Origin of the sequence: Pedobacter sp. R-06 (assembly GCF_049913135.1) — a bacterium.
Taxonomy (GTDB): Bacteria; Bacteroidota; Bacteroidia; order Sphingobacteriales; family Sphingobacteriaceae; genus Pedobacter.
Genome location: NZ_CP183977.1, coordinates 2,097,655 through 2,123,891 on the forward strand (window position 1 = coordinate 2,097,655; position 26,237 = coordinate 2,123,891).

17 protein-coding genes and 1 pseudogene are annotated in these 26,237 nt (G+C 36.9%); 4 read left to right on the forward strand and 14 right to left on the reverse strand.

The genetic code is table 11. The annotated features are described in order from the left end of the window. Positions 1–128: 128 nt before the first annotated feature. Together ACN9MR_RS08555 and ACN9MR_RS08560 are read left to right on the forward strand one after the other, a co-directional pair. On the forward strand, positions 129–3,299 hold the full coding sequence (locus ACN9MR_RS08555; RefSeq protein WP_426329189.1) for a SusC/RagA family TonB-linked outer membrane protein: 3,171 nt from the start codon (positions 129–131) through the stop codon (positions 3,297–3,299). 17 nt (positions 3,300–3,316) lie between these two features. Next, positions 3,317–4,774 (forward strand): RagB/SusD family nutrient uptake outer membrane protein, encoded by a 1,458-nt coding sequence (locus ACN9MR_RS08560; RefSeq protein ID WP_426329190.1) that lies wholly within the window; start codon positions 3,317–3,319, stop codon positions 4,772–4,774. Positions 4,775–5,765: 991 nt separating this feature from the next. Here the strand turns inward: ACN9MR_RS08560 and ACN9MR_RS08565 are convergent. Both ACN9MR_RS08565 and ACN9MR_RS08570 read right to left on the reverse strand, forming a co-directional pair. Further along, on the reverse strand, positions 5,766–7,085 hold the full coding sequence (locus tag ACN9MR_RS08565; RefSeq protein WP_426329191.1) for a C10 family peptidase: 1,320 nt from the start codon (positions 7,083–7,085) through the stop codon (positions 5,766–5,768). Continuing rightward, positions 7,082–7,561: a hypothetical protein gene (locus ACN9MR_RS08570; protein WP_426329192.1), complete on the reverse strand. Its 480-nt coding sequence runs from the start codon at positions 7,559–7,561 to the stop codon at positions 7,082–7,084. Before ACN9MR_RS08570 ends, ACN9MR_RS08565 begins: the two co-directional genes overlap by 4 nt. A gap of 357 nt (positions 7,562–7,918) precedes the next feature. Here ACN9MR_RS08570 and ACN9MR_RS08575 point away from each other — a divergent pair. Further along, a pseudogene (locus ACN9MR_RS08575) lies at positions 7,919–8,212 on the forward strand (SusD/RagB family nutrient-binding outer membrane lipoprotein); the annotation flags it as partial. A gap of 195 nt (positions 8,213–8,407) precedes the next feature. On the opposite strand, the gene ACN9MR_RS08580 reads toward ACN9MR_RS08575, so the two are convergent. From ACN9MR_RS08580 to ACN9MR_RS08620, 9 genes are all read right to left on the reverse strand, one after another. Further along, positions 8,408–9,679 (reverse strand): nucleoside recognition domain-containing protein, encoded by a 1,272-nt coding sequence (locus ACN9MR_RS08580; protein ID WP_426329193.1) that lies wholly within the window; start codon positions 9,677–9,679, stop codon positions 8,408–8,410. 323 nt (positions 9,680–10,002) lie between these two features. After that, positions 10,003–12,861 (reverse strand): alpha/beta hydrolase family protein, encoded by a 2,859-nt coding sequence (locus ACN9MR_RS08585; RefSeq protein ID WP_426329194.1) that lies wholly within the window; start codon positions 12,859–12,861, stop codon positions 10,003–10,005. A 359-nt stretch (positions 12,862–13,220) separates the two neighbouring features. Beyond that, complete coding sequence (gene yidC / locus ACN9MR_RS08590) at positions 13,221–15,014, reverse strand: membrane protein insertase YidC (protein ID WP_426329195.1); 1,794 nt, start codon at positions 15,012–15,014, stop codon at positions 13,221–13,223. A 20-nt stretch (positions 15,015–15,034) separates the two neighbouring features. Further along, positions 15,035–16,651: a CTP synthase gene (locus ACN9MR_RS08595; protein ID WP_057934539.1), complete on the reverse strand. Its 1,617-nt coding sequence runs from the start codon at positions 16,649–16,651 to the stop codon at positions 15,035–15,037. A 159-nt stretch (positions 16,652–16,810) separates the two neighbouring features. Continuing rightward, positions 16,811–17,572, reverse strand: coding sequence for a GLPGLI family protein (locus ACN9MR_RS08600; RefSeq protein ID WP_426329196.1), 762 nt, complete (start codon positions 17,570–17,572; stop codon positions 16,811–16,813). A 6-nt stretch (positions 17,573–17,578) separates the two neighbouring features. Then, the gene (locus tag ACN9MR_RS08605; protein WP_426329197.1) at positions 17,579–20,356 is read right to left on the reverse strand and encodes an outer membrane beta-barrel protein; all 2,778 of its coding nucleotides are present in this window, start codon (positions 20,354–20,356) and stop codon (positions 17,579–17,581) included. 143 nt (positions 20,357–20,499) lie between these two features. Continuing rightward, positions 20,500–20,976 (reverse strand): DinB family protein, encoded by a 477-nt coding sequence (locus ACN9MR_RS08610; protein ID WP_426329198.1) that lies wholly within the window; start codon positions 20,974–20,976, stop codon positions 20,500–20,502. A gap of 30 nt (positions 20,977–21,006) precedes the next feature. Further along, positions 21,007–21,549, reverse strand: coding sequence for a hypothetical protein (locus ACN9MR_RS08615; protein ID WP_426329199.1), 543 nt, complete (start codon positions 21,547–21,549; stop codon positions 21,007–21,009). Between the two features lie 60 nt (positions 21,550–21,609). Then, the gene (locus tag ACN9MR_RS08620) at positions 21,610–22,104 is read right to left on the reverse strand and encodes a hypothetical protein (RefSeq protein ID WP_426329200.1); all 495 of its coding nucleotides are present in this window, start codon (positions 22,102–22,104) and stop codon (positions 21,610–21,612) included. A 172-nt stretch (positions 22,105–22,276) separates the two neighbouring features. Here ACN9MR_RS08620 and ACN9MR_RS08625 point away from each other — a divergent pair, with 172 nt between their 5' ends. Then, complete coding sequence (locus ACN9MR_RS08625) at positions 22,277–23,230, forward strand: bifunctional helix-turn-helix transcriptional regulator/GNAT family N-acetyltransferase (protein WP_426329201.1); 954 nt, start codon at positions 22,277–22,279, stop codon at positions 23,228–23,230. Between the two features lie 95 nt (positions 23,231–23,325). Here ACN9MR_RS08625 and kdsB read toward each other — a convergent pair whose 3' ends face one another. The 3 genes from kdsB to trpS all read right to left on the reverse strand — a co-directional run bounded on the left by kdsB (position 23,326) and on the right by trpS (position 26,091). Next, positions 23,326–24,114 carry a 3-deoxy-manno-octulosonate cytidylyltransferase gene (gene kdsB / locus ACN9MR_RS08630; protein WP_426329202.1) on the reverse strand — a complete coding sequence of 263 codons (789 nt, stop codon included), beginning with the start codon at positions 24,112–24,114 and terminating at the stop codon, positions 23,326–23,328. 261 nt (positions 24,115–24,375) lie between these two features. Further along, complete coding sequence (locus ACN9MR_RS08635; RefSeq protein ID WP_025144984.1) at positions 24,376–24,990, reverse strand: deoxynucleoside kinase; 615 nt, start codon at positions 24,988–24,990, stop codon at positions 24,376–24,378. Between the two features lie 102 nt (positions 24,991–25,092). Next, positions 25,093–26,091, reverse strand: a complete 999-nt coding sequence (gene trpS, locus ACN9MR_RS08640) for a tryptophan--tRNA ligase (protein ID WP_426329204.1) — start codon at positions 26,089–26,091, stop codon at positions 25,093–25,095. Positions 26,092–26,237: the final 146 nt, after the last annotated feature.

Sequence of the window (26,237 nt, forward strand, 5' to 3'; positions counted from 1 at the left end):
GTTTTATGCGGTATTTTCTCTTTTTCTCGTTGAGTTTCCTCTAAAACAAAGTTCATAATGGATTTTGATGGGTTAAATTGTGTATTTTAACAAACAACTTAACTAATCAATAACCTAAATCTTTCATTATGAACAAAAAATTACTAATGCTATTAGGAATTTTGACTTGTTACGTATTTTCCTATGCCCAAACAATTGTAAAGGGTAAGGTAACAGACGAAAACAATGTTGGTATTCCAGGCGTAAGTGTACTGGTTAATGGCAGTACAAATGGTGCTTCTACAGCTGGTGATGGTACTTATAGTATTTCTGTCACCTCAAATGACGTTACGCTGGTTTTTAAATCAATAGGCTTTGTAACCCAAGAAGTAGCTATTGGCGGCCGTTCTCAGGTTGATGTTACCTTATCTAATGAAGAAAACAAACTAGATGAAGTAATGGTGGTAGCTTATGGTACCGCTAAACGGGGCAGTTACACTGGATCGGCGGCCGTAATCGATCAAAACAAAATCAAGGATGCACCATCTACCTCCTTTCAAAATGCTTTAACAGGTAGGGCAGCTGGTGTGCAGGTTACTGCATCTTCTGGTCAGGCAGGATCAACTCCGAGCATCCGAATAAGGGGAATAGGATCGATAAATGCGTCAAACGATCCGTTATATGTGGTTGATGGAGTTCCTGTTGTTTCGGGTAATATTGGCCAAGGAAGCGATTATACTTTCTCTACCAACAATATCATGAATACAATAAATCCCGCTGATATTGAGAGTATTACTATCCTCAAAGATGCTGCTGCTTCTTCGTTGTATGGTTCAAGGGCAGCCAATGGGGTAGTATTGATCAATACAAAACGTGGTAAATCTGGTAAACCTAAAATTGAATTTAGAACATCTTTAGGCTTAACACCGAGCTGGGCAACAGATAATTATGAAACAGCTGGTGTACAAGAACAAGTCAATATGTTATATCGTATTTTTCATGATGTACGCACCTCTTCTGGACAGAGTGAAGCAGCGGGAAATACTTATGCCTTGTCGCAGCTAAATACAAAATTTAACCGACATGGTTATCGCTTTACTACTGATGGGACAGGTTTAAATGCAAATGTGAATATTCTTGGTATGACTGATGGAATAGAGAATCGCGAAGGGCGATATTTTGATTGGGAAGATGCACTTTTTAGAACAGCAAAATACCAAACTAACGATCTGTCAGTAAGTGGCGGTGACGATAAGACGAAGTATTATTCGTCATTTTCTTACACCAGAGATCAAAGTCGGATTAAAGTAAATGATTTTGACAGATACTCGGGCAGGATAAATTTAAGCCAAAAAGTGGGTAAATATGTTGAAATTGGTTCGAACGTAAGTATTACCAGATCGGCACAAAGTGGCTATAATGATACACGCAATACCGGCTCAAATAGCTACTTCCAAACTAGGAATCTATTATGGCCACTATATTGGCCAACCGATTATAAAACCGGTCAGCCTTTTACGGCCAGGTACGGAAGTTTAGCACAGAATAACATCTATTATGATAATCAATGGGATAATAAATCAATTACAAAAAGATTTGTTGCCAATCCTTATATTCAGGTAAATATATTACCAGAGCTAATTGTAAAATCAGTGTTTTCTTATGATAACTCACAGGTAAACGATCATATTTATTATAGCGCACTTCATTTTAATGGCTTAACCAATAATGGAAGCGTAAATGAAATCACAACAAACTATAATAAAATGGTTTCTTCTAGTACGATTAACTACAGCAAACAGCTCGGCTTGCATTCTATAAGCTTCTTGGCAGGTTTTGAAGCTGAAAAAAATGTTACGGACTTTCAAAGAGCTACAGGCGTTGATTTAGGAAGCAGTGAACTGCAAAGTGTTTCAACTGCCGGTACAACTTCATCTTCTGCATATAACTGGGGGAATTCCATTGTTTCTGGTTTATCTCGTTTGGAATATAATTACAACCAGAAATATTTTGTTACTTCTTCCTTGAGAAGGGATGGATCTTCAAGGCTTGGGGATATTAATAGATGGGGTACATTTTGGTCGGTTGGTGGATCATGGAAAATCAATAGCGAAAATTTTCTAAAAAATGTATCTTTTCTTGACAATTTAAGATTAAGAGGATCATACGGTACAAATGGAACTTTACCATCAAACAACTACGATTGGCGTGAGTTGACTTCATTTTCCAGTAAATACTTAGGCCAACCAGCAGCATTGTATGCTTCGCTTTCTAACCCTCTGTTAACCTGGGAAAATAGTTATTCAACAAACATAGCCTTAGAGTTTGGTCTCTTCAAAAGAATTACGGGTACAATCGAGTTTTTTAACCGCGATACAAAAAACTTATTACTTGGTGTACCAGTGTCAATGACTACGGGATTTAGTTCAACGCTAAGAAACATTGGAGAAATTAACAATAAAGGTCTCGAATTTGATCTGAATGCTAATCTAATTAATAAAAACGGATTTAAATGGGATTTAGGTATTAATGGATCATTTACAAGGTCTAAAGTAACCAAGCTGTATAAACCTGAAGGAACAGCACGTGGAAATGATATTATATGGAACGATCCTACAGGTGCAGATGCAAGAGCTCAGTTCCTCTATAGTGAAGGCTTATCAATGCTTAGTTTTTATGGTTTCGAATGGGCTGGTGTAAATCCGGCAAATGGTAAAAATGTTTGGTATTTAAATGGTGCGGCTCCAGCATCAGGTAGTTTTAATTTTAATGGAAGGCAAGCAACTTACAACTACAATGATGCTGCTAGGGTAGTAATAGGCGATGGTAATCCAGATGTTTTTGGTGGAATTAATACAGACGTTGAATATAAAGGTTTTAGTTTAGGCTTAAACTTTATCTACAAACTTGGTGGACAAATTTATGATGGAGCTTATAAAGATGTAGCAGACGATGGTTACTACTGGGAAAGAATCAGGTCGCAAAGTTATTATGACAATATGTGGACTCCGCAAAATACCTCTGGTACACAACCAAAGCTTGATGGAAATGACCTTACCGATGCCATGCAGTATAGCTCTCGTCAATTACACAGTGCGAGTTTCTTGCGATTAAAAAACGTATTGTTTGCATATCGTTTACCTGAAAAAATAGTTGCTAAACTCGGCGCCTCTAATATAAGAGCGTATTTTAATGGTTCTAATCTGCTTACTTTCGCGAAATACAAAGAAGCAGATCCTGAGGTTGGAAATTATAGTACTAGAGGTTGGGAAACCCCATTTGGAAAGACTTATACTTTTGGTTTAGAGGTTAGTTTTTAATATAGGAGATTCAAAATATGAAAAGAATAAATATACTACTGATCAGTATCTTCATGTTAAGTGTACTATCATGTAAAAAGTTTTTAGATATGACGCCGAGTAATTCGGCCGATTCGAATAAAGCTATTCAAACACCTAGAGATGCACAGATAGTGATCAATGGTGTGATGAATCAAATGACAGATGCCTCGTATTATGGCAGAAATTTCTTCCTGTATGGCGATGTTAAAGGAGGAGATATGACTGTTTATTCCCAAGGCCGAGGCTTGGATGCATTATATAATTATAATCAAAATGCTAATACAAACAGTTTTTCTGGTTTTTGGTCACAAATTTATTATTGCATACTGCAAACCAATTATCTGCTCGAAGAAATAGCCAAACAAGAGGCTATAGGAGTTACAGGTTTTGCTGCATATAAGGGACAGGCTTTAACTGCTAGGGCTTTAATGTATTTCGATCTGGTTAGGCTATACGGTAAAGCATATACGGATAATAGTCAATCTTTTGGTGTTCCTTTAATATTAACCAGGCAGGAATACGAAGCACAACCACTGCGATCGACAGTAGAACAGGTTTACAATCAAATTGTTAAAGATTTGAATGATGCGGCGCCGTTGTTGCCAAAAACAAAAACAAATGGTTATATCAATTATTATTCAAATAAAGCGATTCAGGCGAGAGTATACTTATATATGAACGATATGCCAAAATCGCTTTTAGCGGCTGAAGAAGTTATTGGAGCTACAGCTTTATATACTTTGTATACTAATGCAAATTGGGTTGATTCGTGGAAAAGTCAGTATGGATCTGAATCTATTTTCGAATTGGGTGTTAATCCTTTAGAAAATGATCTGGGAGCCGCATCACTAGGCGTTTATCAGCGAAATAAGGGAGTGGGTACTACAGCTGCCTTAGGCTTTTTCTATTCCAGCACAGACTTTTTAACCCGATTAAATCAAGGAACCAGTGATATACGTCGTGGAATAATGGCTAGAGACGAAAGTTCGGCAACAAGATTAGGCGCATTATATAAATATTCTGGCAGTACAACACTAGCTGGTGATAAAAGTACTGCAAATAATACTGCTGTTAATATTAAAGTAGTTCGACTGTCTGAAGTTTATTTAATTGCCGCAGAAGCAGCGCTTTCAACCAACACTACAAAGGCAGCTAATTATTTGAATGCAATACGTCAAAGAAATCCTTCTTCAGTACTGGCTACGCCAGCTACAGTTACTCTTGACATGATTTTAGATGAAAAAAGTAAAGAGCTGTATGGCGAAGGCCAACGTTTCTTCGATTTAATCCGGACCAATAAATCAATTACGTACAATGATGAATTTGGTGGGTTAACCATCAGTACCCGACCGAAAACAATTGATAGAACATTTAACAAAACACTTCTTCCGATCCCACAAACAGAAATAAATGCGAACCCTGGAATAAAGGCACAGCAGAATCCTGGTTATTAGCTATTATTAAAAAAAACCGATTTGAATAGACCGTCCATAAAAGTTTGGACAAACGTAACAATTAACTACTTAGACTGTGAGCCCGGTATTCCACTGGGCTCATTCCTTTAGATTCAACCCGATTCTATCATTATGTTAGTAATTGATGTAACTTGTCAATATCATTCCGAAACTCTTCCACTGCTGTCCGGTTAAAGTCTAAACTAATAAGAAAATCTTTAAAATTAAGCTGAAAAAGTGGATTTTGTCCCGCTTCTAAAAGGCAAGCCCCTGTTTTCCAATTTTAAAAATTCTTATCTAAATCCAGTTGTCAGGTAAAAAAACTATTCATTTGTTGAAGTTCTAATCATTTAAACCATTTATGGCTCAAATATCCAGCAAAATATCCTCTTAATATATAAATATTGCAGCAGCTTGCGGTTAGGCTGTCCGGTAAAAATTCACACAAAAAAGTTTACTGGACAACATATCGGTAATATGCCCGAAATTCGGCACTAGAAATAGTGAATAGCTTATAATATCCCCATTGAATAAATCTATTACGGGAGAGAGAGATAAAGTTTTTTGCCCGCTACACTGAATTTAGCGAGATCGGTAGCCCATTTTTCAAACGGCCCATTTGCATTAAACTGCCTTTTACTATATTAGGTGTATTCTTCTCTTCTTCTCCTTTGTAAGCTCTGTATTTCTTAAGCTTGACAACCATCTCGGCGGTTAGTCTCAGGACAGTTTTGTGATTGATGGCATGCCCTTCTTTTTTAGTTGAAATAGCATCCGCCTATAGCCGTATCTACATCTATCCTTATGCTGTTTGGCAAGTGCAATGATGCGTGTTCCAATTACTTCGTACGTACCAATCACCTTATTACGCTTCATATAGTAATAAAACGAGCTTCATGCCATATTGGGTACCATCAAAAGCATTGACAGATCAAACCACCTCCTAAAGTGTCTAGCTTTTTGGGGCACTGCAGAGGCTTAAGGTGATATCTTAATATATATCTGTGATCATTCCTTTTTTATAATTAAAGGTATATCCAGGAGCTGGATTCCAATTATCAAATGCATACCAACCGTTATAAGAACCATTCCATCCCCAGTTCATTGATAAATGACCATAACCTACCTGAAAAATGTACATCCATGGGCTTGCTCCTGGTTCTGGTCTTGGGTCATTTGTTAACATACATTCAAACATGTAGGTGTCTTTATACCCATCACATACCCATGCATGCCCTTCTTCGTAACTATTAAAAATCCACCATTTACCTTGTTTTCCGCCCGTTAAAATAACCGGTCTTCCTAGGTTTAAATCGAATTTAACTTTACTATAGTTGTAGTTTGCAGCGGTACTTTGGCCATATCCGAAGGTTTGTAAACCCATTATCGCCTCCCCGTCTGTAGCACCTGAACCATCGCAGCCATAGTCCATAGAGCAAGCTTGACCGACCAATGACATTAGGTATTGGACATCCGCATTGCCATAGTTGTTACTCATCCCAGTCCAATTAAAATTAAACATAGATGGTTTTGCGTGGTATCTCAAGATTTGAGCTATGGCAGTTGCATAACAACCAGTCGGAGCACGACCATTTGAGTAATTAGAACAGCCCATATGCGGACAAAGATCGTTATAACCGGTACCCTGACCCCATTGCGTTTGCAATAATGGTCCAACTTGGGCTACTATCATAGACAGCTGGTTCCCTTCTTCAAACCGATCACAAGGGAAGTTCCATAAATCCACGGACGATAACTCATTTCTTCGTCCGTTAAGACTTAGTTTTTTTTGATTCGAAACTATTGGAGCTTTCTCTAAAAGATTTTTCCAACTCTTTTTGATAGTTTCAGTCGGCTTTAGATTTTTCTTTCTAATTTCTGTGATACCATCATTAGTTTGCTGAAGCCATGCAACCAAACCAGGGGGATAATTTATTTTTTCACTTACTTCAAAGTTTCCTTTGTCTGCATATGCCAGTATCGGAATCGCACGTTTATCAGCCGAAACAATCGCAAAACCGCCGTCATCATAATTTAATATATAAAAGCTAGGTTCAGATTTATTTGGGTCGATTGTAAATGCTTGTTTAATTATTTTGGCCTTTGCCGACGCCTTTGTGTTCTTAGATGCCATTATTTTTGCCTTCGATGTATTGAATGATTCTTGAATAGCAATGGATTTTGCTGTTGAAAGATCTACAAAATTTGAATCTTTGAGTATCTTGTTTGTTATTTCTAAGTTGTTTTTTTCTTTTGCACATCCGAACAGAAATACAAGAAGAATGAGAGTGGTTAATTGTTTTTTCATCATTTAATTATATTAATTATTTTATTTGAAGAATTCGTATCTGTCCACACCACCACGTCATTATAAGTTACACTAACGGTCAGGGCACTATTGCGATTTGGATGTAAATATTTATAAACAATTTTATCTTCGGTATTATTCTTGAACCTTAAAATTACCGTTGCCTCATCCATATTAAGGAAAGGAAATGGATAAACCTTTAACATTTTTTCATTTGATGGACCAAGTATTAATTCATATCCTTTCTCACTTCCAGTGGTTTTACTAGGACGAACTTCCTGCCCGTTTAAATTATATATTACTGTCAAGTTTTCTATATAAGCTTCAGAAAGAAGAGGACTGCCGATGGAATCGGAATATATAAAATAAACAGGTAAATCAAGTACTGGACTGTCTTTACTGCCCTGTTTTTTACATGAAATTATATTCATTAATCCCATAGCTATTACTATGTGATAAGAAAATAAGACATATTTCATATTGGCTTCACATTTTAAAAAAAAATTAAAAGATTTTTATTTATGAATTATAACAAGAATATTTTTCTTAACAGAAACTTATGCGATCACGATTAAGTTGAAACTAAATTGAGAAGAGAGGTTTTAATTTTCATAAGAGATGTTTTAAGTTTTCGATTACATAAAAGTATTATATTATTTAATATAAAATGACAATATAATGTAACAAAATTAATGATTAAGAAGTCAATTATTTGTAACTAAACATACATGTTATTTCGGTAAATGACTACGTTGTCCGATACCTTGGGATATATTAAGATTGATCAATAAAAAGTTTTGCTATTTGTGATAATTTGAGGATTAGCTGCCTATAAATTAAATGCTTCAGTAATATACAACCCACTTACTGCATTAGAGCAGATTGGAAATCAGCGTTGGGTTCATTTATTTATGCATGGTTATGAAGGCTGGGCCGAATGGCGTAGAACTGGTTTCCCTAGCTTTTTGGTTCCAGCACCAAACAACAACAACAAACCGATACCGAGAAGAGAAGGTTATCCTACACAAGAACAGGCTAACAATACCGAGAATTACAAAGCTGCAATTGCAGCCTTTCCTTATCTTGGAAGCGATGATTTGAATGCCCGGGTTTGGTGGGATAAACCTTAAGAATTATTGTTAAGGTGTAAATTATGGCTCTTGTTTTATTAAAAATCCCTTCCAGATATTTTCTGGCAGGGATTTTTTGTAGCTGTTCAGCGCTTTCTTGGTTATTCTGAATGCAATGGGTGAATCAGTCTCGCAATAACGATGGATGGATCAACGTACTATTGACTAATGAACCAATGACCAATGAACCTCGATTTACGCAAAAAACATATAACTGAGCGCTATAGCTGTACAAACGCCAACTAAATCAGCCAATAACATCGAACCAATAGCATAACGTGTATTCTTTATTCCAACAGATCCAAAGTAAACTGCTACTACATAAAAAGTTGTATCAGAAGCACCCTGAAAAACACCCGATAATTTACTGGCAAATGAATCTGGTCCACTCGAGATCATAGTGCTTACCATCATTCCTCGGGCGGCACCACCACTTAATGGCCTGATTAAAGCTGTGGGCAGCGCATCAACAAATTTGGTGTCGGCTCCAAAAAATACAAACATGCTTTTAATCCCGCTCATGATCACATCAAAAGTTCCGCTGGTTCTCAGCATACTTACAGCGACTAAAATTCCAACTAAATAAGGAATAATTTTAAGCGCCGTTTCAAATCCACCTTTGGCGCCACCAATAAACGCATCAAAAACATCTATTTTTTTATATAGTGCACCCAATACAATCAATAAAAAGATCAATAAAATTATTCCACCGCTTAATAAGCCTGAAAATGATTTTATGCTTTCTGCATTTAACTTACTTACGTACCAAACCAGTAAACCAACTACTGCTGAGATACTTAATACCCAGGTAATGATAACGGGTTGAAGTAAGTTTATCTTTTGTTTAAAGGATACAATGAGCATGGCAGCCATGGTACCAACAAAAGTTACAATCAAACACGGGATGAAAATATCGGTTGGGTCTTGTGCATTTTGAGTTGACCTAATGGCAATTACACTAACCGGAATTAAACATAAACCTGCGGCGTGCAAGCATAAAAACATAATCTGCGAATTGCTGGCAACATCCTTATTGGGATTGAGCTCCTGCAAACTTTCCATGGCCTTGATACCAAATGGAGTGGCTGCATTATCTAAACCTAACAGATTGGCAGAAAAATTCATAATCATATGGCCCATAGATGGGTGTCCTTTTGGGATTTCGGGAAAAAGTTTAGAGAAAAATGGGCCGATAATCCTCGATAATAAACGGATACCCCCTGCTTTTTCGGCAATGCTCATTAAACCCATAAATAAAGCTAGTGTTCCAATTAATTTTATGCAAAGGTCAACCGCAATCCAGCAGGTTTCGATAATGCCGTCTAATTTTAAAGGGTTTAATGGATCTGATGATTTACCGATTACCATCCAGTTAAAGATATCGGTATGTCCGAAAAAGAAACATTTAATACTTGCTACTACAATAGCCACGATAATAAATGCTGACCAAATTCTGCTTAATGCCATTAGGGTTGTTTAGTTTTATTTGAAGGGGTTAAAATACCTTTTTTAGTCGAAAGTTCATAGTGGGAGAGCCCTGTGTCAGCAGTCTTTAGTCCGAAGTCAGATGCTGCATACTAAAAAATGGTTTATGGTCGATAGTTTAATGGTTGATTGCCAAGGTCCTTAAGCAATATCTTCATGATTATGGGTATTGGAATGAACTATCAGATTTATAAACTGTTAGGCCGTCAGCCACGAACTATCAAACCTTTAACCAAAAGAAAAGTCCATCGCCAATAGTTTATTCACTATCAACCATGGACTTCTGACTCTGGACTTCCGACTAACTATGGTTTATCATCTGTTAGTTCAAAACCCCAGGTTTTTCCTTTTTCAGTTGCAGGTACTCCGCTTGTCATCCAGGCTGGCGCTTTTGCACCTTTTAAATAATAATCGAAAAATTGTTGCTCACGGATTTGAATATCCTTACGGTTCTGACGTTGAACCAGATTATGTGCTTCACCGTTATAGTTCAACATCCAAACTGGTTTACCTAAACGACGCAGACCGGTAAACATTTCAATTCCCTGATACCATGGCACAGCACCATCTGCATCATTAGCCATTACCACAACAGGGGTATTTACTTTAGGGAACATAAATAGTGGCGAGTTCTCTATATATAATTCTGGTTTTTCCCAAAGGGTTGCACCGATGCGGCTTTGTGTTTTTTCGTATTGGAACTGACGGTTCATACCAGTTTCCCAACGGATACCACCATAAGCAGAAGTCATGTTGACTACAGGTGCACCGGCCCACGCTGCGGCATACATGTTATTCTGTGTAATGAGATAAGCCACTTGATAACCACCCCAGCTTTGACCTTGAATACCGATTTTACTGCCATCTACCCAGCTATTTTTCTTCAGGCTTTCTACACCCGAATTGATGAATTCAACTGCAGATTTACCTGGGTGACCAGTTTCGTAGCTAATATCTGGCGCAAAAACCAGGTATCCGTTACTCACGAAATAAGAAATGTTTAAGCGCGATGGAGTAGGTGCGGGCGCTTGATAAGTGTACAAACCATCCGTTAGTTTTTCGTAGAAATACGCAATCATCGGATATTTCTTATTTGGATCGAAATTTTCCGGTTTGTACAGTATACCTTCAGCTTTGTAGCCCTTCGGCGTAGTCCACTTAACCAGCTCAGCCGTGCCCCAATTGTAGTTTTTTTGCTGAGGGTTAGTATTGCTTAATTTGGTTTCAGTTTTGAAATCGGTAGTGATATAAACATTTGGCGATTCTACATAATTGGCTTTATCGTAAATATAAACATCAGCATCTTTCGCTTTTAGCAGGTTTGAATATTTAAACTTAGCCATTACTACCAATTCTGGCGCTTTAGCTGAACCTACGTTGGTACGGTAAAATCCGTTTTCTTTAGTTAAATGGTTAAAGCCATCTAACCAAACCGTTTCATTCGCTTTAACAAATTTGCTATCTGCATTCCGTTCAAATCTATTATCCTGTTGTACTCTCTCATAACGGAAAGTAAGGTTATTGGCCCTTCCAAAACCAGCTGTAATATTTTTAGGTGCCGATTTTCCATCTGGTGAGAACGACCAGATGTCGTATTTATCGTAAATTAAAACAGCTTTATCACCTTCAGTCCAGGTAGCTAAACCATAAGCAGAAGGTAAATCCGGTACATCATTTTCTTCATCAACGAATTTTTCGCTTAAACCTGCTGTTAGTATGGATATTTTTCCAGTGGTTACACTATAAGTATTCCAGCTACCTGCTTTTCTATCGAAATATAAAACATAGTTTCCGCCAGGAGAAGCCATTGCATAACCGCTTAAATTATCAATGATTTTCTTTTTCTGGCCGTTTTTAGTATCAACTAGGTAATAATCTTTTGAGGTAGAACCACTCCATTGTGATTCGATCCTGCGGCCATAGTCTGTAGATGCTAAAACCTGATTCGCATCACCCTCAGCAATCAGATTGGCATCAGGTAATTTTAAATCCGTTAATGGAATTACTTTTGGATCACTGCTATAAACATCAATCACCGATAAATAACTTTTTTTACTGTCCCTATCTGCATTTTTAAGCTGCATAGGCTGCAGGTAATCGTCTTTGTAATTCCAAACATCAACTTTAGCCACCTCGAAATCTACAATAGTGGTGTCTTTTGGTTTTTTGATAGGGGAGATGCCAAAAAACAATTTCTTGCCATCTTTACTAAAAGTTATTTTACCATCGCCGTTAACCGACCATTTTGCAGGTAGTCCTGGCATATCAAAATCAACCAGTATCTGCGCTGTATCAATTGTTAAGGAGTTGTAATAAATATTGTAATCTTTAATTTCCTGTTTCTCCGGACTTTGTTCGCCCACAAAAGCCACATGCTCGCTTTCCTCATCAAAAGTGAAGTTTTTAAAACTTCCTTTACCTTTAATTAGGGTTTTTAATGTGCCTTTTTCTGTGTTTAGCAAGAATACACCTTGTGGGGCCGTTTTATCCTTTTTAGATCCGCTACAGGCAAAAACCAACTGTTTGCCATCTTTACTGAAATAATAATCGGTAACGAATTTATAAGTTTTATCTGTGCCCGTTAAAAGATTTTTTACCACTAAATCAGTTCCTTCATCGGTTTTACCTTTTCCGGCAGGTTCATCATCTGCAAAATCCATTTCATCATCCTTTTTCTCAGCTGGTTTTACAGTTTTCTTTGCTGTATCTGGCTTTTCGGTTAGGTAAGCCATTACACCAGCACCTTCTTCAGGGAATTTGAAAGATTTTACCCTTGCCACTTTTGTAATGGCACTGGTGGTGAGGTTGGCAATACCCAACGAATCTTTTGGTAATTCATCTGGCTTTTTCTTTTTAATTTTAGCCTGACGTAAATCTTTATTTAAGGGACGGATGTTAAAAGCAGCGAACTTGGAATCGTTACTAAACTGCGAGTTCATCCCTCTTGGTATATTAATCTTCGCATTCGTTTTAATATTGGTAAGGTACAATTGCGCATCTCCTTCTTGTTGTAAGATGCTGTACATCGCCCATTGACCATTATTTGATAATTGCTTTGTTCCTATTGATTCCCAAGTATCATATACCGAATGATCTAAGGGTTTCTTTTGTGCGTAGGCAAAGCTGACAACAAAAAACAGAATAATAGTTAGTCTATTTTGCATTTTTAGATTTATTAATTTGTTGGTTGAGATTTAATCTTCTAAAATTGGAATTTTTTAGCTTATTAGGAAACTTGTATGTCAAATATTACAATTAAAAAGGGAATTGAGGAAGCAAAATGGATAATGTAAGATGTAAAATGGATGATGGAAACTAATAATTACTAGTGATCAATTATGGACAAAAGAAATCTATCGAGATAGATCGCTCCGTTCCGTTGCACTCCAGTCGAGATGACGCCCTTTCTTTTAGATCTCGCGCTTCACGCCTAACGCCTAACGCCATGCGTTTATAGCTCCGCTCTAAACAAAAATCCCCGATCACTTTGAAGTAATCGGGGATTCCGTGTAATTTAAAAGTATTACTTTTTAGCTTGTTGCTGCTGACGCATATAATCATCTAAACGTTGTTGGAATTTAGATTTTTTCTTTTTCTCATCAGCTGGTCTGGCTTTGTTTTGCTGGATCAAAGCGTGGATTTTATCATCATCAACCATTTTACGGATTAAGAACTGCTGTCCGAAAGTCATTAAGTTGGCCAAGAAATAATAATAGTTTAATCCGGCAGGGTAGCTATTTAATACACCTAAGAAAATAACTGGCATAATGTAGCCGATGTATTTCATTTGGCCTGTAGCTCCAGAAACCTGGTTGTTAAAATAAGTCATAATCAATGTAGAGATGGTCATCAATACACACATTAAACTCAAGTGATCGCCAATGAAAGGAATTTTTACGCCAAATTTGATAAACTCGTCATAGGTTGATAAATCTTTCATCCATAAGAAACTCTCCCCACGTAACTCGAATAAGTTCGGGAAGAAGAAGAAGAAGGCCATTACCAAAGGCAACTGTAATACCATTGGTAAACATCCACCCAGCGGATTTACCCCCGCTTTCTTATATAGTTTTAAATATTCCTGTTGAACCAATGTTGGATTATCTTCACCTACTTTAGCTTTTATCTCGTCCATCTCTGGTTTCAATACCCTCATTTTAGCCATTGATAGGTATGACTTGTAAGTAAGTGGCGATAAAGCAAGTTTTAATAAGATGGTTAATACCAGGATAATTAGACCGAAGTTCCAATTGAAGTTATTTAAGAAATTAAATACAGGTAGTACAATAAAGCGGTTAATGTATTTCAATGGCCAGTAACCCATATCAACCTGTTGCTCTAAATCATAACCCTGTGCTTTTAAAGTAGAGAATTTGTTGGTTCCGAAATAAAATTCCATCTCATAAACCTGGTTAGCGGTATGCGCGTATGGCAATTGCATATTGGCATCATAAAACTTCACCAGACCAGGCGCTGTTGGGATTTTAACTTCTAAACTTCCTTTTTCGAAAGCTTGTTTCGAAATTAAAGAAGCTGAGAAAAAGTGCTGCTTGAAGGAGAACCATTGAATTTTACCTTTTGATAATTCTTCTTTCTCATCTTTTGAAACACTAAGGTGGTTTACATCGCCATCTAAATATTTGTAATATGGTGCAGAATAACGGTGCTCACTTTCGATCGATTTTTCTTGTTGTAGTAAGGTAGTCTGCCAGTTTAACCCAATGTTATTACCAGCAATTACTTGCTGTAAGCCAACTAAATTGATGTTGAAAGCTACTTTGTTACTTAGCGCCTTTAAATCGTATACATACTCTACATATGCGTTGGCGCCATAATTGGCACGCATGGTAACTGTATTTCCGGTTTTTGTCGGTGTAAAGTATAAATCGTTGGTATTAATTACTTTACCTGCGGCATTAAGGTTTAAACCAAATTTATTTTGGTTTCCATCAAATAAAATCAGTGGTTTACCGGTAAAGGTTTTCTGTCCTTTAACTTCAACTGAGGTAATTTTACCACCTTTATTACTTAAAGTGATCAGTAAATTCTCGTTTTCTAGAACTGTATTGGCTTCAGTGCCAGTAATTGCGGTACCAAAAGGGCCTTTTAGGGCTAAAGAATCTACAGCTGGGTTAGCAATTGCCGCTGTTTTAGTGGTATCTTTTTGTACTGGTGTAACGCCAGCTTTTTTCAAAGAATCTAAACGCTCTGTTTCTTTGGCTTTTTTCATTTCAGCCTCGTTCGGCTTCAAAAAGTAGAATGATCCTGCCAAAATGATCATAATCAGGAACAGTCCTGTAAAGGTATTTCTATCCATTATTTATGTATGTACTGCTTTTAATTCGTTTTCTTTTTCGCAAACTCCATCGCAGCGGCGACAAATTTAACAAAAAGTGGGTGAGGATTAGCAACTGTTGATTTTAATTCTGGGTGAAACTGTCCGCCAACGAAAAATGGATGATTTTTAAGCTCCACAATTTCAACTAAATTGGTTTGCGGATTCATACCTGATGCAATCATTCCTGCATCTTCATATTGCTTTAAATAAGCATTGTTAAATTCGTAACGGTGACGGTGGCGCTCATTGATGTGCGATTTACCGTAAATAGAAAAAGCTTTTGTTCCTTTCTTAATATCACAAGGATAAGAGCCCAAACGCATTGTTCCACCTTTATTTGTTATTTTTTTCTGCTCTTCCATCATGTTAATTACCGGATTGGCAGCATTTTCTTCAATCTCTGTAGTATGTGCGTCTTTTAAACCTAAAACGTTACGTCCAAATTCGATAACAGCACACTGCATACCCAGGCAGATTCCGAAGAAAGGAATATTGTTCTCACGAACATATTTTATGGCATCAATTTTACCTTCAATGCCGCGGCTACCAAAACCTGGTGCAACTAAAACGCCTTGTAAGTGACCTAATTTATCTTTTACATTATCAGGGAAAAGACCTTCAGAGTGTATATATTCTACCTTAACCTTACATTCATTTTTCGAACCTGCGTGTACAAAAGATTCGATAATTGATTTATAAGCATCAGGTAATTCTACATATTTACCGATTAAACCAATTTTAACCTCTGCTGTAGGGTTTTTTAAACGGCCCAGGAAATCTTTCCAGCTTTCCATATCAGGGTCGCTTTTGGTCGGTAATTTTAATTTCGATAAAACAGTTTTATCCAATTGTTCTTTTAACATCAACAATGGCACATCATAAATAGTAGATGCATCCATCGATTCGACTACCGCATTGATGTTAACGTTACAAAATAAAGCAATTTTTTTTCTGATCTCAGGGCTGATGTGGTGCTCTGTTCTGCAAACCAGTATATCTGGCTGTATTCCGTACTCCAACAAAGCTTTAACTGAGTGTTGTGTCGGTTTGGTTTTTAACTCGCCTGCAGCAGCTAAATAAGGTACTAAGGTTAAATGGATAACAATAGCATTGGTACTGCCTTCTTCCCATTTAAACTGACGAACAGCCTCAATAAATGGTAACGATTCAATATCACCAACAGTTCCACCAAGTTCTGTAATTACAATATCATACTCTCCGCTATCACCTAAAATACGCATGTTGCGTTTAATCTCGTCAGTAATGTGGGGTACAACCTGAACCGTTTTGCCCAGATACTCACCTTTACGCTCTTTATTAATTACGTTCTGGTAAATACGTCCGGTAGTAATGTTGTTTGCCTGAGAGGTTGGAACGTTAAGGAAACGCTCATAATGACCAAGATCAAGGTCGGTTTCAGCACCATCTTCAGTAACAAAGCATTCGCCATGTTCGTATGGATTTAAAGTTCCTGGATCGATATTAATGTACGGATCGAATTTTTGAATGGTTACACGGTAGCCACGTGCCTGTAAAAGTTTAGCTAAAGATGCGGAAATGATGCCCTTACCTAAAGAGGAAGTAACACCGCCCGTAACAAAAATATACTTTGTCATGATTGATAATTTGTGGAATTAACCAGGTGTTTTAAGCCTGTTTAATTGTTTTTGTACGGGATACAAAGGTACAAAAAATTATCACTCGATCAGGTTTTGCATGAATATTTTTTAATGGTTTTATGTACTTGATATTGACTGTTTTAGGTAAGATGCCACTTAAAGTATCAGCGTATAAAGTTCTTTTTTAATATCTTCTATCTTTCTGGGATTCTTTTTATCATCATAACGGGTATAGAGGTCGATCATTTTTTTGAAATCTTTTTCCGTATCGGTTCTTTTTCCTTTTGCAGGAGGAACAATGTTTAAAATAGGAACGTTTTTAGCTTCAACCTTAGTGGCAAACCAGGTGGTATTATACCGAGGTATGGCTAGGCCTAATATCATTCCAGGTAAGCCCGTAAATCCTTCAGGGCCGCCTCTTAATAAAATCTCTTCACTATAGAAAGCCACTACGGTAACCGAATCGTTTATTACTGCTATTGCTTTACGGCATTCGTAACCTGCAATCTGGCGTACATCGTGCATGATTTTCCAATTCAGATGGGGGATAGTGTCTTTTAAAATAAAATCTTCACCTCTTATTGGTTTTCTTATTACTCTTGCTTTTTTGCTAAAGTCGGTATACAATTCATTCGTATTATCACCAGCAATAAAGAAGAAATTATTGTCGTTCAAGGTCTCTTTAGGTTTAATCTTATAAATGGAACTACTGTCATTAAAACTATAATCCCAATTGGAGATTCTGTATTTGCTCATTTTATCCCTGGCATCGTCTGATATCCAGGTGTTTGATGCCAATTGCTGTTTTTGATTGATCTTTTTCTCGAAAGTTATTTTAGCACTTTTGATGAAAACAGTTTGTGCACGCAGTATTATTACGGCAAAAAACAAGATTATGGTTAGTCCTAAATTTTTCATCTTCTATTATTTTTTGTCTTGTTTAACAAAGTTTCCGGTTAAATTATAGGTGATGCCAATTAGGACATACCTGGGAATAAAACTGTTAGTGTATTCACTGATATTATTGCCACCAACGTAACGGTTATAGCCGATTTTTTCAGCTAAAATATCAGAAATGGATACTTTAAGCTCTAATTCTTGTGATTTGAGCATCTTTTTTGATAAATAGGCATTCCACAAGGCAATATTCACTGGTGTGCTAAACGAAGAATTTGCTGGTTGATATGACAAGGATATTGACGTGTTAAATTCTGTATTATATGGAAGTTCTATGTTTCCAGAAATATCATGGTTGTGGCTAAAGTTTTTACCATCATTTATCGAACCGATTGATGAACGGCTGTTTGAAAAAGTAACCGACGGATTATACTGGATTTGAACTTTATCGCCATAATAGCTAAAACGAGGGCGTATATTAATACTATTGTTCACATTCTCATTCAATTTATTATTTAAGATCGATACAGCGTTCGAATGGTTGAAACTGGCATTTAATCCTGTGTTAAAACCGATTTTGCTAAAACTTTTATTAAAACTCGCACCCGCATAAAAATTATTATTACCATTTAAATTGATATAACTGCTAACGGTTTTATTCACATCATCTACTGTTCTTGAGCTTACAACGGCATTTTTGGTAAAGCTATAGCCACCATACACATACGCGTACATCTGCGATTTTTGCTGATACGTGTTAAAATTAAAGCCAAAATTATTGTTGAAAGATGGTTTTAAATTTGGATTACCTCTTATTTCGTAAAGTGGATTGTTAATTTGTCTGATAGGTTGCAACTGATCTAAACTCGGCTGTCGGGTATTACCATTGTAGTTTAACGATACACTTGTGTTTTTGCCAAGTTTATAGTTAAAGTTGCTCTGTGGGGCCCAGTTTAGATAGTTTCGGTTAAATTTATTGTTTCGGTCCAGATCATTCAGCTCGAATGTAGTTTCGGTAGCTTCTGCACCACCAGATAGCGTGAACTTTTTTGATCTGTATTGCAACACAATTTTACCAATGTTCGAAAAATTATTGAAATCGAAATTGTTGCTCAGTGAATCGATTCGTTTATTATTTAATGATTTATCGAATACCAGTTTATGGCTATTTGATGTTACCGTTTTAAAACTGTAGGCTGTTTGTAATGAAAATTGCCTGCCCAAAGGTTCGGTATACGATATTCTGGTACCAAGAGAGCTTTCACTACCCGAATTATCGTTCAGAAAGTTTTGGTTAACAGTTCTATTCATTGTCCCATTCCCATCGTAGTAATTGGTTACACTTAAACTGGTGCCTAAACTGGTGCTGTTTTTGGTTTCAGGTTGTACGTCGATAGAGAGTGTTCTTCCTTTTTTGACAAACTTTTTGGAGTAGTTTATATTTCCGTTAAACAAGTCGTTGTCGCCATTGCTATCATTAGACTGATCACTATTATTTACAAATATCCCTGCGTCATTTTTAGTTTCGTTCTTGCTGATATACTGACTGCTGTTTTTTCGTTTGCTACCTGCGAAGGATATTTTTAAGGTAGAAAGCGAATCCAGTTTAATATCGACACTGCCTTTTAAACTCTGGCCAGTGTTTCGGGTTTCGCTGTTCGAGCTGCCTTCGCTAAAGAAATTCGTTCCGTTGGGCAGTAATGATTGGTTTTTCGAAGTTGTTCTGTCCAATATGTTTCTGTCACTACCTTTGTAATTGAGTTTTAGACCAACTTTGTTTTCGTTCCATTTGTCAGAAAAGTGGGCACCATATCCTGTTACATCTGGTAGGCCGCTTGATGGTGAAAAATCATCTTCATCACGGCCGCCGCTATAGCTGATCATCACCGTACTGCCGTCATCGCCAACTTCAATCACATCATAATCATTGCCTTTTAGCTTGCTCATGGCCGCACTTGCCTTCGAATCCTGATTGGTGTTAGAGTTGGATCCAAATATAGCGGCCTTCAATTTGTTTTTATAAATGCCCGCCATGCCACCTATATTTTTATAATGTTTAAGATCACTGTTGGCATCCAGGGTACTGAGGTACCCGTTTTTAGCGTTTTCCTTGAGTTTGATGTTCATTACCTTTTCCTTGGCATCGCCCTCTTTTATTCCGGATAATTCTTCCTCTTTGGTTTTTTTGTCGTAAACCTGAACTTCGCTCACTGCATTGGCTTTCAGGTATTTTTGTGCCAGAAGTGGATCATCGCCAAAAAATTCTTCTCCGTCAACCAAAAGCGTATTTACATCTTTTCCGCCCGCTTTTATTGCGCCATCTTTGTCAACCTCAATTCCAGGTAAGCGTCTTAATAAATCCTGTAGATTAGCATGTGGTTTTACCGCAAAACTATCTGCCTGATAAGTTATGGTATCACCTTTCATACTAATGGCCTGCTTTTGGGCTTTAATTACCACTTCGTTTAAAAGCGTGGCTTTGCTATCCATCGCGATATTACCCAGGTTGAATTTTGATGAATCAGACAATCGGATGTCTCTTATATAATCTGCCATTCTGGGGAAAGTGACCACCAGGGTATAGTTTCCTTTTTTTAAATTCGATAATTCGAATTCTCCGTTAGCCTTGGTCCGTGCATCTTTAACTAAAATGGAATCTTTGCTTCTTATTAGCAGGATAGAGCTGTTCTGTAATTTTGTTTTTTCAACGGTATCAACAACAACGCCTTTTATGCTTGCGTTTTGTGCCAATGCAGGAAAAAATAGTAATGAAAGAATAAAAACCGGGAAGAGTTGCTTGAGCATGTATGTTGTAGAGAAACGTTAAATAATTTGTGTGTGGTTACGTGCTCTAAAATACAACTATTTATTTAGTTTAAAAATAAATATTAAAATATTTTTTATAAAGGAAGGAGGAGGGATAGCTTAACACAGAGAATGATGGTATTTTATTTTTCTGCTGCCAAAATCAATTTTTTGAGGAGAACAATCTGCCCAAAATGGTAGTAGCTGTGCTCAATTACACCTTCTATGTTACGCAGATAGGTGCCATACTTTTCATCTACAAATACCTCATCTAACTTTTCATCTGGCATATGCGCTACGTCATCAGCGAAAGCTGCTGAATTTGCCAAAAATTCTTCCACCAGTTTTTTCCAATCTTCTTCTGATTGTATTGGCGCCATGTCGAAACTATATTGATCTTTAATTTCCAAAGGGCCACCTTTAAATACATTTAAAATACCAACCAGATAATAATTGATGTGATAGGTTAAAGCGGCAATTGTATTTAAATCTGCTATCTGATGTATAGCCTGTCGCCACGTAATGTTCAATAATTGATCCTTGTAGTTGGTATTGGCAATCCAGTACCCATTTAGAAAAACCTCCCTTAATCGGTTGGCAATAAATTCAGATCTGTTCATTTCTAAAATCTTGACAGTGATTTATATCTATTAGCAACAGTTATAATAAATCTTAACTTTCTGCTCTTTTTGGCTCCAGGCAATATAAATGTTGTTTTCTTTTCCTAAGCGATACTTAAAACCATTTAATCCTGATTTTTTTAATTCTTCGTAAAGTGCTTTGTCAGGGGTGTAATTATCGGCTTTATCTTCGGGCATTACAGCCGGCTCAAGAAAGTTATCTTCGCTGAAAAAATCATCAGCAATGGTTTTTAAGAAAATAATCTGGTCTTTTTCTTTTGAAAGATCAACATTTGGATCGGTGCTGCCCAATAACTCAGTTCCTTTTATTTTGGTATTGTAAATTTCTTTTCCGTCGGCATTTTTGATCGTGAAATTCAATACCATTTCTTCCGGTTTTCTGCCGATAAGTTCGATCTTAAAAGTATCCAAACGTTTTAAATCGGAAAAAGACTTGGCAAGGCTTTGGTTAACGTTTTTAAACTCAATGGCATTGGTTTCCTTTTTGTTGTTTGAATTGCATGCAACAAGCGTTAACAGGCAGATAGTAACGAAGAGCAGTATATTTCTCATATTCAAAACTACAAATTTTATGTTTTAGTTCATGTCCATATTTAATGATATCCCTTAAATTTAAAAGGAATACCCGATAGATAACCACAAATGAAAGTCGAAATAACCACCTGGGAGCTTATTCTTTAAATTATTTTGAACGTGATAGTAATCTCCATAGCCTACGCCTGTCAAGCCCTCTAAAAGAAAATGTTTTGCTGGAATAAAGGATATGCCAAGAGTTCCACCATAACGCAAAGAACCGGCTTTAAAATCCCGATCTTGACCAAAGCTAAAAAAGCCCGTATTGTCTATCGTACCATGTGAAACTATTGTTTTATTCAGGTTTCCAAAATAGCCACCGTAGAAAGCGTTAGCTTCTCTTTTCTTCATCGGGCGGATGTATTTCTTTGCACGAAGCAAGAAGCCTTCGTAATGGAGATAATCACGGTAGCCCAGATTTTTAATTTCGCCAGATGTGTATGCGAGCTCTAAACCATATAGGTTTGAAAAAGTCTTTTCTATGGCTATTGTAGGTCTTTTAGCTACTAAATTCAAAATATTTGTCTTTATCATTAAACTGGGCTCATCTTGTGCAAAGCTGAGATGTGCAAATAAAATGAATATAAATAGGAGCGTTTTCTTCTTCATATAAGGGCTAAAATACTAAACGCCAACAATTAAAACTATTGCAAAACAAAATTTACTCCTTATATTTGCGTAACTAATTACGTAATTGATTTTTTTTATGAATTTTTTCGAAAAAACTGGTAAAATAGCCATAGGTAGCAGGTTAAGGATGCTAACCGATAAAGTAACCGAAGACGCAGCGCAGATTTATAAGTTGTATGATATTGATATGCAACCAAAGTGGTTTCCTGTGTTTTATGCGCTGGCACAAGAGAAAGAAAAAACAATTACCGAACTGGCTAAAGATATTGGTCATTCTCATCCATCGGTGAGTAAAATCATTAGCGAAATGCTAAAAAAGGGCTACGTTAAAGAGGGAAAGGATAAAACCGATGGTCGAAGGAATGTGGTGAGCCTTTCTCCGGCAGGGATAAAGATCTCTAAAAAAATTGAAGATCAGCTGATTGATGTAAATGCTGCCATTGAAGAGATTTCGGCTCAGTCGCAGAATAAACTCTGGGAAGCAATAGGCGAGTGGGAGTTTTTATTGGAGCAAAAAACCTTGTTGAGAAGGGTAATGGAAAAGAAAAAAGAAAGAGATAGCTTAAAGGTTGAGATTGTAGATTATCAGCCTAAATATCAGGAAATATTCAGGTCGCTAAATGTAGAGTGGATTTCGAAGTATTTTACCATGGAGGATTCTGACTATAAGGCCTTAGACGATCCGCAGGGCTATATTTTAGATAATGGAGGTTTTATTCTCGTTGCGCTTTACGAAGGCGAGCCATTAGGTGTTTGTGCATTAATCAAAATGAATGACGGCGAATATGATTTTGAACTGGCCAAGATGGCAGTATCGCCAAAAGCACAGGGAAAAAACGTTGGGTTTTTATTGGCAACTGCTATTGTTGAAAAAGCAAAGTCACTAGGTGCATCTAAAATTTATTTAGAAAGCAATACCATCTTAAAACCAGCCATAAACCTTTACCATAAACTAGGTTTCCAAAAAGTGGCAGGTAAACCAACACCGTATACGCGATGTAATATTCAGATGGAACTGGTGATTAGATAGGTGCTATTTGATACGTCATGCTGAATTCATTTCAGCATCTTAATTTAGGACCCTGAAATAAATTCAGGGTGACGTATTTTTAATTTATATAATAGTTAAGGTAACTTCAGTGCCTTAAGCAATTTATTAAGCTTCAGTAAATCCTCTGGTGTATCTATTGCAACTGTTTCTAAATCAGTTGCTTTTGTTTGGATATAAAATCCATTTTCAATCCAGCGAAGCTGCTCTAAACTTTCGGCAATTTCTAAAGAAGATGGAGGTAATTTGGTAATGGCTTTTAACGATTCTGTGCGGTAACCGTAAATTCCGATGTGCTTGTAAAACTGGTGCTTTTCTGCCCATACACCTGGTTCGCCATTTCTGATAAAAGGAATTGGGCTACGGCTAAAATACATGGCGCGACCGTTTACATCGATCACCACTTTAGGACTATTGGGATTGTACACACTTTCCTGACTCTGAATAGATTTGATTAATGTTGCCAGTTGTACTTTTTCTTCAGTAAAACAGCTTGCCAATAATTCAATCTGAGCAGGTTCTATAAATGGTTCATCACCCTGGATGTTGATCACAATCTCGTACCCAGGTAAAGTTTCAATTACTTCAGCGCATCTATCTGTTCCGCTTTGGTGATTGGTTGAGGTAAAGATAAATTCTCCACCAAACCGTTTTACTTCATCTGCAATCCGTACATCATCAGTGGCAACAACCACTTTTGATAAACTTTCAGCTTTCGATGCCTGCTCGTAAACCCTTTGGATCATTGTTTTTCCGGCAATATCTACTAATGGCTTTCCCGGAAAACGGGTAGAGGCATATCGTGCTGGAATAATTCCGATAATTTTTTGATTTCCTAAAGAAGGGTTTAAATCTCTATCACTCATATATTATTTCGATAGAATTGATAAAAAACAAATATGAAGATCAATGCGATGATAATATAAGATATCGGATATGCAAAATTGAATGTCCAACCGAGCAATTTTACGCGCTTCGGAACAATTAATGTCGAATCTTTTTTATTGAAATAAAAAGTACCCCATTTCCAGTTCTCTGGATGATCATGTTCGAAATCTTTTTCCATTTATCACATTAAATATTTAAACCATTTATTACGATTTCATCTCCCCTTTAGGAGCGAGGGGTTAAAATAATCCATTTATTTCAGCCTCAATAGACTGGATTACCGTACCCAAATCTTCTGGATTGTTGGTGAAATCTAATTTATCTTTATCTAAAATTAATAATTTACCCAGGTTATAACCCTTAATCCAGGCTTCGTATTTTTCGTTCAGTTTAGACAGGTAATCGATACGGATGCCTGCTTCGTACTCACGGCCACGGCGTTGAATATTATTCACCAATGTAGGTACAGATGCACGCAGGTAAACTAATAAATCTGGCGGTTTAATAAAAGAGGTAATATTATCAAAAATAGCCCTGTAATTATCATGATCGCGGGTAGTCATTAAAGCCATATCGTGCAGGTTTTCCGCAAAAATATGTGCGTCCTCGTAAATGGTTCTATCCTGAATTACGTTACGTTTATTAACCTCAATATCGGTAATTTGCTGAAAACGGCTATTCAGGAAATAAATCTGGAGGTTAAAACTCCATCGTTTCATGTCGCTGTAAAAATCTTCCAGATAAGGGTTATTGTCCACAGCTTCGTATAAAGCTTCCCATCCATAATTCTTGGCCAATAAGCCTGTTAAGGTAGTTTTACCGGCACCTATATTTCCTACAATTGCTATGTGCATTTTCTTTAGCTATGAGATTAGAGATGTGAGACTGGAGGCATAAGATGTATTTGACTAAATATCTCAAATCTAATGTCTCACTTCTCAAATCTATTAAAATTATTAAAAACTTTTAAACCCGATTAAACTGCGAACCTCTCTGATGGTTTTTTGCGCGCTTTCGCGGGCTTTTAATGCACCATGTTTAGCCACTTGCCTTAAATATGAATCATTTTTGGCAATATCCAAAATGCGCTCACGCATAGGTGCGGTCGTAATAATCATATCTTCTGCCAGTTGTTTTTTGAAATCGCCATAACGGATCTGCATTTTGCTATACAAATCTTCAAAATGCGCAAGTGTATCGGCACTCGAAACCACTTTCATTAAATCAAAAAGATTCTGGATAGGCTCAGGTTTTGGCTGGTTTTCTTCTGTCGGACCACCATCACTAACCGCTCTCATTACTTTTTTTCGAATGGTTTCAGGATCATCAGATAGGTATACTGCATTGGCTTCGCCTTCTGATTTACCCATTTTACCTTTACCATCTAAACCAGGTACTTTAATCAGTTTGTCAGAGTAGCTAAAAGCGTAAGGTTCAGGGAAATATTCTGTATTGTATAACCTGTTGAAACGGTTTCCGAAAGTACGGGCCATTTCTAAATGTTGTTCCTGATCTTTTCCTACAGGTACTTTGGTAGCCTTATGGATTAAAATATCGGCAGCCATTAATACCGGGTAGGTTAATAAACCCGCATTTACGTTATCCGGGTTGGCACGCACTTTATCTTTAAAAGAAGTACTACGCTCTAATTCACCCATATAAGCGTTCATATTTAAGTATAGATAAAGCTCAGCAATTTCCGGAACATCACTTTGTATATAAATGGTACTATTTTCTGGATCAATTCCACTAGCCAGATATTCAACCAAAACATGTTTAATATTTCCATGCAAATCGGCTGGAGTAGGGTGTGTAGTTAAGGAGTGTAAATCGGCGATAAAAAAGTAGCAATTGTAGTCGTTCTGCATTTGAACGAAGTTTTTAACTGCACCATAATAATTACCCAAATGTAATTTTCCTGTTGAGCGGATACCGCTCACCACTGTTTCTTTCATAATGGCACGAAATTAAAAATAAAATACAAGCAAATCATAAATCGCTTCATTTTTAATGGTAAGATTTTTTAACACGTAATGCTTATGGTCGTCATCCTGACCGTAGCGGAGAGATCTTTAGAATGGGTTTCGCCAGTAATTGGTAT